Origin of the sequence: Candidatus Clostridium stratigraminis, assembly GCF_045310675.1 — a bacterium.
GTDB lineage: Bacteria > Bacillota > Clostridia > Clostridiales > Clostridiaceae > Clostridium_AT > Clostridium_AT stratigraminis.
On sequence record NZ_JBJHZZ010000013.1, the window covers coordinates 1 to 13,933 of the forward strand.

The 13,933-nt window shown below is 33.3% G+C and carries 13 protein-coding genes, 6 tRNA genes and 1 riboswitch; of the genes, 4 read left to right on the top strand and 15 right to left on the bottom strand.

Features of this window, described 5'->3' with window-relative positions; translation table 11 throughout:
* From ACJDUG_RS14225 to ACJDUG_RS14255, 7 genes are all read right to left on the bottom strand, one after another.
* A tRNA-Val gene (locus ACJDUG_RS14225) sits at positions 1 to 76 on the bottom strand.
* A gap of 6 nt (positions 77 to 82) precedes the next feature.
* Positions 83 to 157 (bottom strand) — tRNA-Glu (locus ACJDUG_RS14230).
* A gap of 11 nt (positions 158 to 168) precedes the next feature.
* Positions 169 to 243, bottom strand: a tRNA-Thr gene (locus ACJDUG_RS14235).
* A 5-nt stretch (positions 244 to 248) separates the two neighbouring features.
* Positions 249 to 325, bottom strand: a tRNA-Asp gene (locus ACJDUG_RS14240).
* 19 nt (positions 326 to 344) lie between these two features.
* Positions 345 to 420 (bottom strand) — tRNA-Val (locus ACJDUG_RS14245).
* A 6-nt stretch (positions 421 to 426) separates the two neighbouring features.
* Positions 427 to 501: transfer RNA gene (locus tag ACJDUG_RS14250), tRNA-Glu, on the bottom strand.
* A 173-nt stretch (positions 502 to 674) separates the two neighbouring features.
* Positions 675 to 1,058 (bottom strand): CoA-binding protein, encoded by a 384-nt coding sequence (locus ACJDUG_RS14255; RefSeq protein ID WP_406770543.1) that lies wholly within the window; start codon positions 1,056 to 1,058, stop codon positions 675 to 677.
* Positions 1,059 to 1,235: 177 nt separating this feature from the next.
* On the opposite strand from ACJDUG_RS14255, the gene ACJDUG_RS14260 reads away from it, so the two are divergent.
* The gene (locus tag ACJDUG_RS14260; RefSeq protein WP_406770544.1) at positions 1,236 to 2,477 is read left to right on the top strand and encodes a BaiN/RdsA family NAD(P)/FAD-dependent oxidoreductase; all 1,242 of its coding nucleotides are present in this window, start codon (positions 1,236 to 1,238) and stop codon (positions 2,475 to 2,477) included.
* Positions 2,478 to 2,554: 77 nt separating this feature from the next.
* Here ACJDUG_RS14260 and ACJDUG_RS14265 read toward each other — a convergent pair whose 3' ends face one another.
* The 8 genes from ACJDUG_RS14265 to thiD form a co-directional block, all read right to left on the bottom strand.
* Complete coding sequence (locus ACJDUG_RS14265; protein WP_406770545.1) at positions 2,555 to 3,589, bottom strand: AI-2E family transporter; 1,035 nt, start codon at positions 3,587 to 3,589, stop codon at positions 2,555 to 2,557.
* Between the two features lie 79 nt (positions 3,590 to 3,668).
* Positions 3,669 to 4,283 (bottom strand): DNA-3-methyladenine glycosylase, encoded by a 615-nt coding sequence (locus ACJDUG_RS14270; RefSeq protein WP_406770546.1) that lies wholly within the window; start codon positions 4,281 to 4,283, stop codon positions 3,669 to 3,671.
* A 129-nt stretch (positions 4,284 to 4,412) separates the two neighbouring features.
* On the bottom strand, positions 4,413 to 4,934 hold the full coding sequence (locus ACJDUG_RS14275) for a hypothetical protein (RefSeq protein WP_406770547.1): 522 nt from the start codon (positions 4,932 to 4,934) through the stop codon (positions 4,413 to 4,415).
* 143 nt (positions 4,935 to 5,077) lie between these two features.
* Entirely contained in the window at positions 5,078 to 5,992 is a 915-nt protein-coding gene (locus ACJDUG_RS14280; RefSeq protein WP_406770548.1) for a DUF4349 domain-containing protein, read from the bottom strand.
* Positions 5,993 to 6,114: 122 nt separating this feature from the next.
* On the bottom strand, positions 6,115 to 6,732 hold the full coding sequence (gene thiE / locus ACJDUG_RS14285; RefSeq protein ID WP_406770549.1) for a thiamine phosphate synthase: 618 nt from the start codon (positions 6,730 to 6,732) through the stop codon (positions 6,115 to 6,117).
* Positions 6,723 to 7,520: a hydroxyethylthiazole kinase gene (thiM, locus tag ACJDUG_RS14290; RefSeq protein WP_406770550.1), complete on the bottom strand. Its 798-nt coding sequence runs from the start codon at positions 7,518 to 7,520 to the stop codon at positions 6,723 to 6,725. Before thiM ends, thiE begins: the two co-directional genes overlap by 10 nt.
* A 52-nt stretch (positions 7,521 to 7,572) precedes the next feature.
* Complete coding sequence (cytX, locus tag ACJDUG_RS14295) at positions 7,573 to 8,736, bottom strand: putative hydroxymethylpyrimidine transporter CytX (RefSeq protein WP_406770551.1); 1,164 nt, start codon at positions 8,734 to 8,736, stop codon at positions 7,573 to 7,575.
* Positions 8,723 to 9,532 carry a bifunctional hydroxymethylpyrimidine kinase/phosphomethylpyrimidine kinase gene (gene thiD / locus ACJDUG_RS14300; RefSeq protein ID WP_406770552.1) on the bottom strand — a complete coding sequence of 270 codons (810 nt, stop codon included), beginning with the start codon at positions 9,530 to 9,532 and terminating at the stop codon, positions 8,723 to 8,725. Before thiD ends, cytX begins: the two co-directional genes overlap by 14 nt.
* A gap of 144 nt (positions 9,533 to 9,676) precedes the next feature.
* Positions 9,677 to 9,771: riboswitch (TPP riboswitch) on the bottom strand.
* A 220-nt stretch (positions 9,772 to 9,991) separates the two neighbouring features.
* On the opposite strand from thiD, the gene ACJDUG_RS14305 reads away from it, so the two are divergent.
* From ACJDUG_RS14305 to ACJDUG_RS14315, 3 genes are all read left to right on the top strand, one after another.
* Complete coding sequence (locus ACJDUG_RS14305; protein WP_406770553.1) at positions 9,992 to 10,156, top strand: hypothetical protein; 165 nt, start codon at positions 9,992 to 9,994, stop codon at positions 10,154 to 10,156.
* Positions 10,157 to 10,329: 173 nt separating this feature from the next.
* Positions 10,330 to 12,072, top strand: coding sequence for an ABC transporter ATP-binding protein (locus ACJDUG_RS14310; RefSeq protein WP_406770554.1), 1,743 nt, complete (start codon positions 10,330 to 10,332; stop codon positions 12,070 to 12,072).
* Positions 12,072 to 13,859: an ABC transporter ATP-binding protein gene (locus ACJDUG_RS14315; RefSeq protein ID WP_406770555.1), complete on the top strand. Its 1,788-nt coding sequence runs from the start codon at positions 12,072 to 12,074 to the stop codon at positions 13,857 to 13,859. Before ACJDUG_RS14310 ends, ACJDUG_RS14315 begins: the two co-directional genes overlap by 1 nt.
* The last annotated feature ends 74 nt before the right edge of the window (positions 13,860 to 13,933 follow it).

A 13,933-nucleotide genomic window follows, 5' to 3' on the forward strand; every position in this document is an offset into this window, starting at 1 on the left:
TGGTGGGCACAACAGGGCTCGAACCTGTGACCCTCTGCTTGTAAGGCAGATGCTCTCCCAGCTGAGCTATGCGCCCACTATTTGGTGACTCATAGGGGAATCGAACCCCTGTTACCACCGTGAAAGGGTGGTGTCTTGACCGCTTGACCAATGAGCCTTATTAAAAAATGGAGCTGGCAATAGGAATCGAACCTACAACCTGCTGATTACAAGTCAGCTGCTCTACCGTTGAGCCATGCCAGCAAAAATGGCGACCCAGAAGGGACTCGAACCCTCGACCTCCGGCGTGACAGGCCGGCACTCTAACCAACTGAGCCACTGGGCCATATTTAGTAATTTATAAGTGGTGGGCACAACAGGGCTCGAACCTGTGACCCTCTGCTTGTAAGGCAGATGCTCTCCCAGCTGAGCTATGCGCCCACTATTTGGTGACTCATAGGGGAATCGAACCCCTGTTACCACCGTGAAAGGGTGGTGTCTTGACCGCTTGACCAATGAGCCAAATTCTATCTTGCCGCCTTAGCGACCCGACATAGAATATAATACATAAAATTTACTGACCTGTCAACTAATTTTTAAATATATTTTTCATTAATTAACTGTTATATTTTACCTGTCAGCTTATGCTCCGATTTACTCGTTATAGCTCAATAATGCTACCTAAACTATTAGTATTACTGTTTCCTTTTATAAAAGGACAATTCTACTAAAGCGCAGCCTTCCATTGCAGTAATTTCGTTATTTTTGCAGTATTCATTTATGTCAACACTTTCTGCGCCGGGCTGAATTAATACTTTATTTATTCCTAGGTCTTTTATTTCCTCTAGTATCTTTAAGCCTGAAATTGGATTTATGCAAAGATCTACCACATCAATTACATAATTTACTTCTTTTAAACTTTTATAAATGCCCCCTGTTGTATCCCCTGGATTAATTCCTTCTACATTAAAGCCTTCATTTTTAAGTGAGCTTAGAATTCTGCTTGCATATTTACTGCTATTTAAAACATCACCAACTACTACCCAATTTTTAAAGTTTAACAATTCCTGTGCCTGCATTTTAACAACTCCCTTATTTAGATTTATTATTATATTATGTACTAAAACCAAATATATAGCTATACCTTTTGCAGCTTATAGAAACTTCTAATATAAAATATTTTGTTAATATATTCAAAATAATAATTTTAGGGTAAAATAAAAAGATAATAGACCAACTCTGAAAGGGAGATTATTTTGAAACATAAAGTTATTATTATAGGTGGTGGCGCTGCAGGAATAATGGCAGCGGTGCAGCTTAAGAATAAGGGAATTGATACTGCTATTGTTGAAGGCAATGATAGAATTGCAAAGAAGCTATTAACTACTGGAAATGGAAGATGTAACATTAGTAATAAATACATAGAGCAATCTAGATATCATAGTGAGAATCCTGACTTTTTTGCTCCAAGTTTAAGTAATTTTTCAATTAATGATACAATTGATTTTTTTTCCTCTATTGGGCTTCACCTAGTTACACTTGAAGATGGTAAGATGTTCCCAATGTCTCTTCAGGCATCTTCCGTAATAGACATTCTAAGACTAACTCTTGAAGATAGAAACATACCAATATATCTTAATTCAAAGGTAAAAAAAATAACTGCTTTAGAGAAATATTTTAAAATAGAAACAAAGAATGAGGAAACTTTTGAAGCCGAAAAAGTTATTTTATGCTGTGGTGGTAAGTCTGCACCTAATACAGGTTCAGACGGTTTAGGCTATAGCTTGGCAAAATCACTAGGTCATAGTATAGTATCCCCAATTCCTTCTCTAGTGCAACTCAAGCTAGACTACAAAAATCTTAAAGCCTTAGCTGGAGTAAAGTTTATTGGAATAGCAGAAATATATGTTAATGGAGAATTAAAAAGAAAAGAATTTGGAGAAATTTTATTTACAGATTACGGAATATCAGGGCCGCCTATACTACAATTAAGCCGCTATGCCTCCTATTACCTCTCCAATGGAAATTCTATAGAAGTGAAAGTAGATATTATGTACACCATGGATATGGATGCTTTAATAGATTTTTTGGAGTCTCACTTTGCCGTCTTTAATTATAGAAGTATTTATGACTCTCTAATTGGTATTATAAATAAAAAAATGATACCTATTATATTAAAAGAAGCCGGAATCTATGATATTCATAAACCTTGCTCAGGTCTAGAATATAAAGAAAAGCAAAAACTTTATTCTTTATTAAAAGGTTGGAAATTTAAGGTTTATGATACTAATAGCTTCTTAAATGCTCAAGTAACAGCTGGTGGTATTAATACTAAAGAAATTAATTCTCTCACAATGGAGTCACTTATAGTACCCAAGCTTTATTTTGCCGGTGAAATACTAGATGTTGATGGGGACTGTGGAGGATTTAATTTACAATGGGCATGGAGCTCAGCATACACTGCAGCCAATGGAATTGCCCATAGTCTAAGTGATTAAAGAGTTAAGGAGGCTTTTCTTATGAAAAACCTCCTTAATGTTTTTTTATTCCTTATTAAAAAATTACTTTGAACTATTTATTTATGTTCTTTCACATTTAATAAATCCAGAAGGAACATAAATAAAGGTATACCGATTAAGAGGCCCCATACCCCCATAAAATGCTCCGAGATTATTAGGACTATAAATATAACAAATACAGGCAGGTCAGTTTTTGATGCCATTAACTTTGGATTTAATACATAACTTTCTAAAGCATGCAATGCTGCTATAAGTATTAGTACATAGAATATTTTTAAAAGTCCGCCATACCTATAAGCTATAATAGAAAGAGGCACTAAAGAAGCCACCGTTCCTGCAACAGGCACTAAACTGAAAAAGAAAACCATAACTCCAAGGCCTAAAATCTGTCTAAATCCTAAAATACTAAGCCCTATCATTGAAAGACATGAGTTTACAAACGCTATTATGATCTGGGCTTGTATAACCTTTCCAAAGGAGTTTAGAAAATTAACTCCGAAATCATGCAGATATTTGTAGAATCCGGAAACCCTGCTGTTCTTAAATCTTCTCATAAATTCAGAAACTTTATTTTTTTCAAGCATAAAAAACATGCTCAGCATTAAGGATAAAAATATATTTACGCTCCAAGTACCTATGTTTTTTGCTGATTGAAGTAAGAAATCAACCCCGCCTTTAGTTATATTTTTAAAATCAATTTGCGCATAAACCTGTTCATATATTGGCAATAAATATCTTGGTATATGTATACTTGATTTAAAATCAAACTCAGATATTTCCATTGTCATCTGATTTATAATGATTATGATTTGATTTATAACTACAGGAATATATTTATATACGAAAAAGGTTATTACTGTTGCCAACAAAAGAAAAATAATCAAAGTAAATAAAGTATTACTTACGTGCACAAACTTCCCGATTCTTTTTGAAATTGCATTCTCCGTACTATAAATAAAATATATGAAAAGAAAGGTTAATAAAAAAGTATTTATTAATCCTTTTAACAAATACAAAAATATTATAAAGGTTAAGAGAACTAAAATTCTCTTAGTAATCTCTTTTTGAAACAACTCTTTTAAAAATCCCATATTCACCGCACCCTTCAAGATTTTAAGACAACTACATATTATTATACTACATATATAATAAAAATTTTGTCAATAAATTTTATTTTTTAGAAATATATGGATTATTTTTAATATAAAATCTCCAAGGATATAAGGCTGCTTCTTCAGCATAATCTATGTTTACGCGAGTAGTGCTTACCATTTCAAAGGTAGCTATATTTTCATCAGACATAATATACAATTCATCTCCACATAAATCTTTTGCATTTTCCTTTCTGTCTATTTTTAAAGCCCTACAAAGCTTTCCTGGACCATTAGTAAGTCCCTTTACTTCACTTTTACTTAATTCCTCTATACTTTTATTGTATCTATTTACTGCCATGGTATTTATATTAAAAATTGGCTCTAATGCTCTAATAAGTATTGCCTGAGGCTTGCCTATTTTCTCTACAACTACATTCATGCAGTGATACATTCCGTATATAAAATAAACATAGGAAAATCCCCCAAGACCATACATAACTTCATTTCTTTCAGTTCTTCTATTATTATAGGAGTGGGCCGCCTTATCATCCGGTCCCATATAAGCTTCTACCTCCACTATTTTCCCTATTATTTCTTTTCCTTCAACTTTATGCACAAGATAATTGCCAAGCAAATCCTTTGCCACAGTTACACTGTCTCTCATATAAAAATCTCTGTTTAGTTTTTCCAAGCTATCATTCCTTTCCTAAATAAATACAGACACGAAAATATTAGAAATAACTGCACCCTATTAATGGCTATATAATTGTTATAAGCCAAATGCATCTTTCTTATATTCTCGTGTCATAATTGTATTTGTTTATTTTTTTTTATTTGAATTATTATTTTCTTCGCTTTGCTTTCCTACAGAACCCATTTGAAGCTGAGCCTGCTCCATAAACAGATTCATTTGAGACAGCGCCTCATTAGATTTTAATTGCTCATTAACCTGCTTGAGTGCTGTCATAGCCTGTTCTATGGACTTTTGAACCTGCTGTTGGATTTGCTGCTGCTGCTTTTGTGCTTCATTTCTAAAATCATTCATCTGCTTTGAAAGCTGCTGCATTGGATTTTCCTTTTCTCCATCCTTTGAATTGTTATTTTTACTTTGACTGTCTTTTGAAGTACCTTGTTTATTATTGCTCTCTCCGGAGCCTTCATTACTGCTTCCTCCATAGGAATTACTCTGCATATCATAAAGGGTTTGCTGCATACTGCTTAATTGTTCCTTTAAATTACTAATTTCTTGAGCCATCTCTGTATCATTAGAACTGCTATAATTAAAATAATCATCTAAAGAATTCATATTATTATTACTATTATTATTGCTGTCGCTAACCATTTTATAAGCCTCCTAAAACTACATATTTATTTATGTAGTTTTACCAATATTTTTCATTATTATGCAAACAATCAGTATTCTTCCATAAAATTCCATATAGAACACTGGATTTAGCAAAATCCTTAAAAAAAATATTGAGCAGGCTATTTAGAATCTATTTTATTATTTTTCTTATACCATCTAAATCCAAAGAAGCCCACAGCTCCCAGTATTGCTAACACAATAATATTAGAGAATATAAAAATAAGTAAATTTTCAAGAAATAATATTATTGCAACAGAAGTATTTGAAAAGCCCTTCCCAATAGCTTTAAAAAACTCACTTACTCCTATTATAGTTTTCTTACTATCTGGTACAATAGCTTTTTTATCAGCATTTATTGTTATTGTAGAATAATCAACCTGCTTATCCCAGCTTTTTTTCATAGCTTCAAGAGAATCTGCTTCTCCTCTAATTCTATAAAGTTCTGCTTGAACCTTCAGAACCTCATCCACGGTATTTGCTTTTTTAAGAATGGTTAATATTTGATCTTCTTGAGCCCTTAAATTTTTAAGTCTCGCATCATTATCCACATAGGCATCTGTAATATTATTGGTGTTTATATTTTTACTAATAACCTTATATCCATTCTCGGTAAACTTTACAAATTCATCAAACTTATCAGAAGGGATTCTTACAACTGTAGTAAGTCTTTGTTCCATAGTATCGTCACTTTCAATGTAGCCTCCAAGTTCCTTGGTTTTCTTTTGAATGCTGTCCGAAAGCTTTCCTAGGTCATCCTCTTGAATTAGTAAGGTACAAAATCTTATTATTTTCTTTTCTTGATCTGTCTGTTTTATTGGTGCCTTAGTATTAGTAGCAACGGTAGCTTTGGCACTATCAGCAGTACTTTCATTGGATATAGATAAATTAGAATTAGCAGATTGGTCTTGAGCATTTAAACCGCTGGCAGCTTGTGGGGCAGTACTAACTGAGTTTTTAGAGGCACTCTTACTGCCACATCCTGTAAATAATAATATTATTACTAATATAATGTAAATAAACTTTATTTTTTTCACATTAAAACCTCCTCATTAAGGTTCATAATTTTACTTATATATACGTGCTAGAAATCAAAAGGATACCATAAAATAAAAAAATAGGAAGTAATCTTCCTATTTTAATGCTCACTTTCATGTTTTTAAAATAAACTTTTTAATAATTTTGAAGCTTCCTTAATATCCTTTTCGCCTAAAATGGCTGATACGATAGCTGCTCCATCTGCTCCGGCTCTTAAGATATCTTTAAGATTGTATTTATTAATACCACCGATAGCTACTTTAGGTATTTTAATTGAACCACACACCTCTCTAAGTCCATTAAGTCCTATAGGCTTATTAATGTCCTTTTTTGTTCCAGTATAAAATACGGTTCCTACACCCACATAATCAGCACCATTTCCTTCTGCCTCTTTGGCCTCTTTTACATCTTCTACTGAAATACCTATTATTTTATTCTTACCTAGTATCTTTCTTGCTATTTGAATTGGCATATCACTTTGCCCAAGATGTACTCCATCAGCATCAATGGCCTGTGCTATATCTATTCTATCATTTATAACTAGAGGAACCTTATAATAATCAGTTACCTCTTTTACCTCAGACGCAATATTGTAAAAAGCTCTAGTGGAAATATCTTTTTCTCTTATTTGAATAAAAGTTACTCCACCTTCTATAGCTTCACTTACAGCGTCCTTTAAACTCTTGTTCCCTAAAAAAACTCTATCAGTAACTAAATATAGTCTATAATCTATTTCCATATTACCTTTCCTTCCTTTGCGTATCTTTCTTCAGAAAGTAAATAAACATTATCTATTAGCTTTGTTCTAAAGCTCCCTGGAAGCTGAACCTCCTTAAAAGCTGCTTCACCTGCTAAGTTTATAGAAAGTACTGCATTTACTACAGCAATAAAGCTGTCTTTTTCTGCACCAACAGCAGCACTGCAAAGAGCTCCAAGCATGCAGCCTGCTCCTGTAATCTTCGTAAGCATTTCTACTCCATTTTGAATAATAGCCACTCTTTCACCATCTGTAATAATATCTTCCTTACCTGTTGCTGCCACAACGCAGTTGTACTTTTGAGCTAGGTCTACACATGCCTTTTCAAGACCTTCTCCATCATCAACTGAATCTACTCCCCTTGTCTTTGAAGCTTGTCCTGCTAAAAATTTTATTTCCCCGCCATTTCCTTTAATTACATCAATTCTCCCAAGCTCCAGCATCCTTTTTATAACTAAGTTCTTTCGTGGAATTGCTGAGCAGGCAACTGGATCAAGCACAACAGGCACCTTATTAACCTTTGCAGAAATACTTGCTAGTACTGCTGCTTCCTCTTGTTCCTTAGTTAAGGTTCCTAAATTTATATATATAGCTGAAGATATTGCTGCAAAATCATAAGCCTCATCGTAGGCTTCAACCATTGCAGGTGATGCCCCAAATGCTAATAAAATATTTGCACAGTCATTTACAGTAACGTAATTTGTTATTGCTTGTACTAGTGGAACCTTATTTCTTACCTTTGTAATAACACTTGCAGCTTCTTTAATCATACTAATCTTCTCCTTTAAAAAATTATTATTTTTATTTGTGTTAACAAGTACCTTAATTTTTCTGAATTAAAGGCTTATTAATTAATTTCCTTGGTAAATAATAAATAACTATCAAAATAACAAATACCAATAGCGTAGGTATACCAAAGGCAACTTTATTAAAATAGTTGTAAATCAATGTACCCAATGCAGCAGTCAAAAGACCAATAATATTTAAACCCTTATTGCTCCAGTTCCCTTTTAAGGCATATTCTGAAAATACAATAATATAAACTGGTACAAATATGCTTCCAATTGTTAAAAGGAAATTTTGATAGCCTTCAATTGGGAAAATAAAAGCTATAATAGTTGCAATTATTGAATACAAAATTATATAATTATTTTCATTTTTAATTTTAATAATTTGTTTAGATGAAATAACTGCTGAAAAAATATCCATGAAAGTTGTAGTTACAGTTGATAGCACAATCACCAATGTAGCTGCAGCACTAAGACCAGTACCAGCTATAAACACTATTACATCCTTTCCTGATTTAACGGTGATTAAAAGACCTAAGGCATACATCAATACGCTTCCAAAAAAGTAACCCAAAAAGCTCCAAATAAGCACCCCCTCTTTGCTCTCTCCATCCTTTGCATAGTCTCCTATAAGAGGAAGCCAGGATACAGGCATTGCAATGGCAAGTTCTATAGCAGTAGTAAAACTCATAGTACCGTTTATTGCTGCAGGGGCAGAACCTTGAACCTTAAAGAACATTAATATGCAAACAATGATTAATACCACTACAGATATATCATTTACAAGTTTTGAATAGTTATTAAAGGAATAAGCCCATATAAACACTGCCAGTGCCATAAATAAAAGAGAGAAGTTAAAGCTTAAGCCAGGTATAACACTGTTTAAAGCACGCCCCCCTTGAATTATCATAATGGCCGACCAACCTATTAGCTGAAGTATATTTAAAAGTGCAATAATCTTAGCACCAATACTTCCCATAGAGTCTCTAACCTTATCCATTGCATTCTTGCTATCTCTAAAGGAAATATATCCTCCAAAGGCTAAAAAGGCAGTACCAATTAGGTGTCCTATAATAATTGCTAAAAGGCCCTTTGTTAAACCTAGGGGAGCTATAATGCCCCCAGTATAGATTTCAGTTATTGATATTGCAGCTCCAACCCATAGTAAAAACATTGATGAATTTTTAATCTTCTTCATAGGAAACTCCTGCTTTCTTATAGACTTCTACAAAATGACCAACTGGCCCTACTCCTTTACCAATAGGAAATGAATTTTCGATAGCCTTAGTAATATACTCCTTTGATAAAATCACAGCTTCTTTTACTGATAATCCCTTAGCTATATAAGACGCAATAGCTGAGGAAAGTGTACATCCTGTTCCATGAGTATTATTAGTGGCTATTCGGTGCCCATTAATAGTTAGAAACTTATCTTCTGTTAATAGTACATCATTAGCATCATTGCATCTATGTCCACCCTTCACTAGAACATTTCTTACACCTAATTTATTAATATCTAATGCTGCAAGCTCCATTTCCTTTTGACTTGTAATTTTAAGCTCTGTTAAAGCCTCTGCCTCAGGAATATTTGGAGTAACTATATCAGCAATTGCAATAAGATTTTTAAGCTCATTTACTGCCTCAGGTTTCAAAAGAAAATAACCGCTCTTAGATACCATTACTGGATCAAGCACTATATTTTTTGCTTTATATTTTATTAGAAGCTCTCTTATAACCTTTATAATTTCTGCATCTGAAACCATTCCTATCTTTACTGCATCTACTTCGATGTCCTCAAAAATGCACCTTATTTGCGCCTCTATAACCTTTTTATCTATTTCTTGGACTTCATATACCCCTGTGGTATTTTGTGCCGTAACAGCAGTAATAACGCTCATGCCATAAACGCCTAAGGCACTCATGGTTTTTAAATCTGCCTGTATTCCTGCTCCTCCACAGCTGTCTGAGCCAGCTATTGTTAATACTTTTTTCATTTTTTCCTCCTTTTAGTCGGAACACTGAGTAGTTTAAGACCACTCGCTTCCGTTCACAAACTGCCCGTTAAAGCCCATTTAGGGCTTTAACCTCCTATAAAGTAAAAAAATGTGCTGCAAGGCAGCACATTGAATTAGACATTTGGCTAATTTTGTTACGCTCCCTTCGTTGGTACTAACCAAATCAGGTTCTAAGGGTTGGATTTTCCTCTCAGCTAAAAGCACCCCTGCTAAAAATATTCTATTAGTTACAATGTCATTTTACATAATTACATAAAATATTTCAATATAATAATATAATTTTGTACTTAATATCATATATAATAAATAGATTATTAAGAACATATTCTAAATTTACACAATATTTTAACAAATTTTTTATAAAATTATTGACAAAAGTTGTAAAGGGTTGTATTATATTTAAGAAGTTATTTTTAATTATAAAAGGAGGTAGGAAAAATGTTAGTAAATATGTCAGCTGTAGAAAGACAAAAAATGAACGGCGTAAATAACAGAGCTAATGGCAGTGCTATGTCCATTAAAGGAATTAGTGCGGCATTTAGTGGCATATTATCTAAATTTTCATATGGTAGCCCTGCCTTCGTATCGGTGACCACACCTTGATACTAAACGGTTTTTCATTAATATGAAATACTGGTCATGGGCTGCAAAAACCCATGGCCTTTTTATTTGAATTTTATAAGAAACTAACTTATAAGATTAGTAAGCCATGGGATAACCATGGTTTTTTCATTCTAACAAAAATTTAACTTAAAGTATGAAGGGGGGATATTAGAATGAAACCAATTCTTAAATATGTGTGGAGATACAAATGGATGGTTATAATCCCATCACTTGCAATGACATTAGCCATAGCATTAGATATGTTTAACCCATATCTCCAGAAAGAAATTACTGATAAGGTATTTATAGGAGGTGAAAATAATCTTTTATGGATTATCCTTCTTGGATTCTTATCTATAACCCTAAGCAGAGCTGTGCTTGGTTATGTTAAAGAATATCTGTTTGATGTACTGTCTGCAAAAATTAGTATAGATATTAAAAAGGATTTATTTGACCATATTCAAACTCTGCCCTTTAGCTATTTTGACAATATGAACACTGGAGAGCTTATGTCAAGAATAGGTGAAGATGTAGATAATGTATGGAGAAGTGTCTCCTTTGGTATAAGATTATTTATAGAAAATGCCATATATTTCATAGTAGCTTCTGCTATACTCTTCTTTTTAAATTGGAAGCTGACTATAGTATGTCTTATAGGAATGCCTCCTATAGCTTACCTTGCACTTAAATTTGAAAAGAAAATCGGAGAATCCTATGGAAAATTAAGCGATCAAGGCGTTATATTAAATACTGCTGCCCAGGAAAATATAGCAGGTGTAAGATTGGTTAAGGCCTTTGCTAGAGAAAAACATGAAATATTGAAGTTTTTAAAGCTTAATAAGGAAAACTTCAATTTAGGCATGGAGCAGAACCGAATAATTGCAGATTACTTTCCTCCAATTGAATTTTTAACAAATATATCAATAGTGCTGCTGGTTGCAGTTGGTGGAATATTTGTTATGAAGGAATCAATGTCTTTAGGTACTTTAGTGGCCTTCAGCGGATATATCTGGATGCTTGTGTGGCCTATGAGAATGCTTGGCTGGCTTACAAATTTAATTGCTCAAACTAATGCTTCTGCAAAAAAGATTGCAAAAATTATGGATATAAAGCCTAACATTACGGATAGTGAAGACTCCTTAAGGCTGCCTATTATTCGAGGAGATATAGAATTCAAAAACGTATCCTTTAAATACAAAGAAGATTATGTATTAAAAGATGTAAATTTAAAAGTAAAGGCTGGCAGCACTGTAGCCATAATGGGAACTACAGGTTCTGGCAAATCCTCAATAGTTAATCTTATAGGCAGATATTATGATGTAAGTGAGGGTGCAATTTATATTGATAACAATGATATTAGACAGGTAAATTTAAAAGATTTGAGAAGTAAAATGTCCGTAGTTCAGCAGGATACTTTCTTATTTTCAGCTAGTATTGAAGAAAATATTCGATTTGGAAGTGAAAATGCAACTATGGAGGAAATAAAAGAAGCCTGCAGATTAGCCTGTGCTTTAGATTTTATTGAGGAATTAGAAAGTAACTTTGATACCATGATTGGTGAAAGAGGAATAGGTCTATCAGGTGGTCAAAAACAGCGTTTATCCATTGCTAGAGCTCTTATAAGGAATTCCAATATTTTAATATTGGATGATGCAACCTCAGCGCTAGACATGGAAACTGAATATAGACTTCTTAAAAACTTAAATGAAAGTCATAAAGCTGCTACAACCTTTATAATAGCTCATAGAATTTCAGCGGTAAAAAATGCTGATCAAATCCTGTATGTTGAAGATGGTCATATAGTTGAAAGTGGAAAACATGATGAGCTTATAGCTAAAAAGGGCAAATACTACGATATATACTGTGAGCAGTTTAAAGACTTTAACGAAATACACGATGAAGTGGAGGTGGTATAATGGCTAGAAACACCACAAGACAAGATGAAGATTTAAAAAGACTCTCTAATTATGAAATGACAGCTAGGCTTTTTGGATATCTTAAGAACTATAAGTTGAAGATTTTCATAGTTTTAATTCTACTAATTTTAGTGATGCTAGTTAACATTATTAATCCTTTTTTGCTTAAGGAAGCCATTGATAATAATATTAAAAACAATGATGTCAAAGGTCTCTTAATGCTAGGAGTCTTTATGGTTATTATCAATTTCTTAGCAATGATTGCCTCCAGAATAAGAATGATTAAGATGGCAGCCGTTACAAATGATATACTTTTGAAAATAAGACATGATTTATATACTCATATTCAAAAGCTTTCTTTTTCCTTTTTCGATAATAGACCTGTAGGAAAGATACTTGCAAGGGTAATTGGTGATGTTAATTCCCTTCAGGATTTATTTAATAACAGTGTAACAAACTTTATTCCACAGGTATTAACTATAATTTGTGTAGGAGCAATGATGTTTTATTTAAATGTAAAGCTTGCTCTTGCATCTATAATTCTTTTGCCCGTACTTGGAATATGTATGTTTTCCATTGAGACCTTTTCAAGAAAAAGATGGCAGGAATATAGAAGAAAGCGATCTACCTTTAATGCCTATACACATGAAGATTTCTCAGGTATAAGAGTTGTAAAAGCCTTCGCCAGTGAAGAAAGGACTTCGCGAAATTTTCTTCAATTAGTAAAGGATATGATGAATTCCTTTATAAGTGCCGTTAAGTTAAACGACTTATTTTGGCCTTTGGTAGATACCTCTTGGGGAGTAGGAACTGTTATAGTCTACTGGTACAGTGCAAAGCTTATTGGTGATAATTCCATTTCTCTAGGAACTATTATAGCCTTTACCATGTATATAGGAATGTTTTGGAGACCAATTCTTGAAATAAGCAACTTTTATAACACCTTGATTATGAATCTTGCTGCTGCTGAAAGAATCTTTGAAATAATGGATATTAAGCCTGATATTATAGATATTAGCAGTGCAATAAAAATGCCTAAAATAAAAGGTCAGGTAGAGTTTAAAAATGTTACCTTCGGATATGAGGATGGTACAGTAGTGCTAGACAATGTAAGCTTTAAAATAAATGCTGGAGAAACAATAGCCTTAGTTGGACCCACAGGAGCTGGTAAAACTACAATTGTAAATTTAGTAAGCCGCTTCTATGATACTTTAGTAGGTGATGTTCTTTTCGACGGTAAGGATGTTAAGAATGTGGAACTGGAATCCTTAAGAAGCCAAATGGGAATAATGCTGCAAGATACCTTTTTATTCTCTACAACTATTAAAGAAAATATAAGATATGGAAGGCTGGATGCAACAGACGATGAAGTTATAGCAGCTGCAAAGGCAGTAAGTGCTCATGATTTCATAATAAAACTTGAAAATGGCTATGATACTGAGGTAAATGAAAGAGGTTCTAGGCTTTCAGTAGGGCAAAGACAACTGATCTCCTTTGCTAGAGCTCTCCTTGCTAATCCTAGAATATTAATATTAGATGAAGCTACCTCAAATATAGATACACAAACAGAAAGGCTTGTTCAAAGGGGTATTCAAAAGCTATTGCATGGCAGAACTTCCTTCGTTATAGCCCATAGACTTTCAACTATAAGAGACTGTGACAAGATTATGGTTGTAAATGATGGAACCATTGTAGAAGTAGGAACCCATGATGAACTTATGCTTTCAAAAGGGCTTTACTATGATTTGTATATGTCTCAATATAAATTCCTTAATGAAGGAGCTTAAAAGAAGTAGGTATACGACATATCTGGTTTTATGATGAAAGGGGTACTTCAATTTGAAGTACCCCTTAAATTTGT

Bases quoted from the DNA above. Each gene is read 5' to 3' on its own strand.
- ACJDUG_RS14255 (WP_406770543.1), bottom strand. From the start codon at position 1,058: ATGCAGGCACAGGAATTGTTAAACTTTAAAAATTGGGTAGTAGTTGGT.
- ACJDUG_RS14265 (WP_406770545.1), bottom strand. From the start codon at position 3,589: ATGGGATTTTTAAAAGAGTTGTTTCAAAAAGAGATTACTAAGAGAATT.
- ACJDUG_RS14275 (WP_406770547.1), bottom strand. From the start codon at position 4,934: ATGGTTAGCGACAGCAATAATAATAGTAATAATAATATGAATTCTTTA.
- thiE (WP_406770549.1), bottom strand. From the start codon at position 6,732: ATGGAAATAGATTATAGACTATATTTAGTTACTGATAGAGTTTTTTTA.
- thiM (WP_406770550.1), bottom strand. From the start codon at position 7,520: ATGATTAAAGAAGCTGCAAGTGTTATTACAAAGGTAAGAAATAAGGTT.
- cytX (WP_406770551.1), bottom strand. From the start codon at position 8,736: ATGAAGAAGATTAAAAATTCATCAATGTTTTTACTATGGGTTGGAGCT.
- thiD (WP_406770552.1), bottom strand. From the start codon at position 9,532: ATGAAAAAAGTATTAACAATAGCTGGCTCAGACAGCTGTGGAGGAGCA.
- ACJDUG_RS14305 (WP_406770553.1), top strand. From the start codon at position 9,992: ATGTTAGTAAATATGTCAGCTGTAGAAAGACAAAAAATGAACGGCGTA.
- ACJDUG_RS14310 (WP_406770554.1), top strand. From the start codon at position 10,330: ATGAAACCAATTCTTAAATATGTGTGGAGATACAAATGGATGGTTATA.
- ACJDUG_RS14315 (WP_406770555.1), top strand. From the start codon at position 12,072: ATGGCTAGAAACACCACAAGACAAGATGAAGATTTAAAAAGACTCTCT.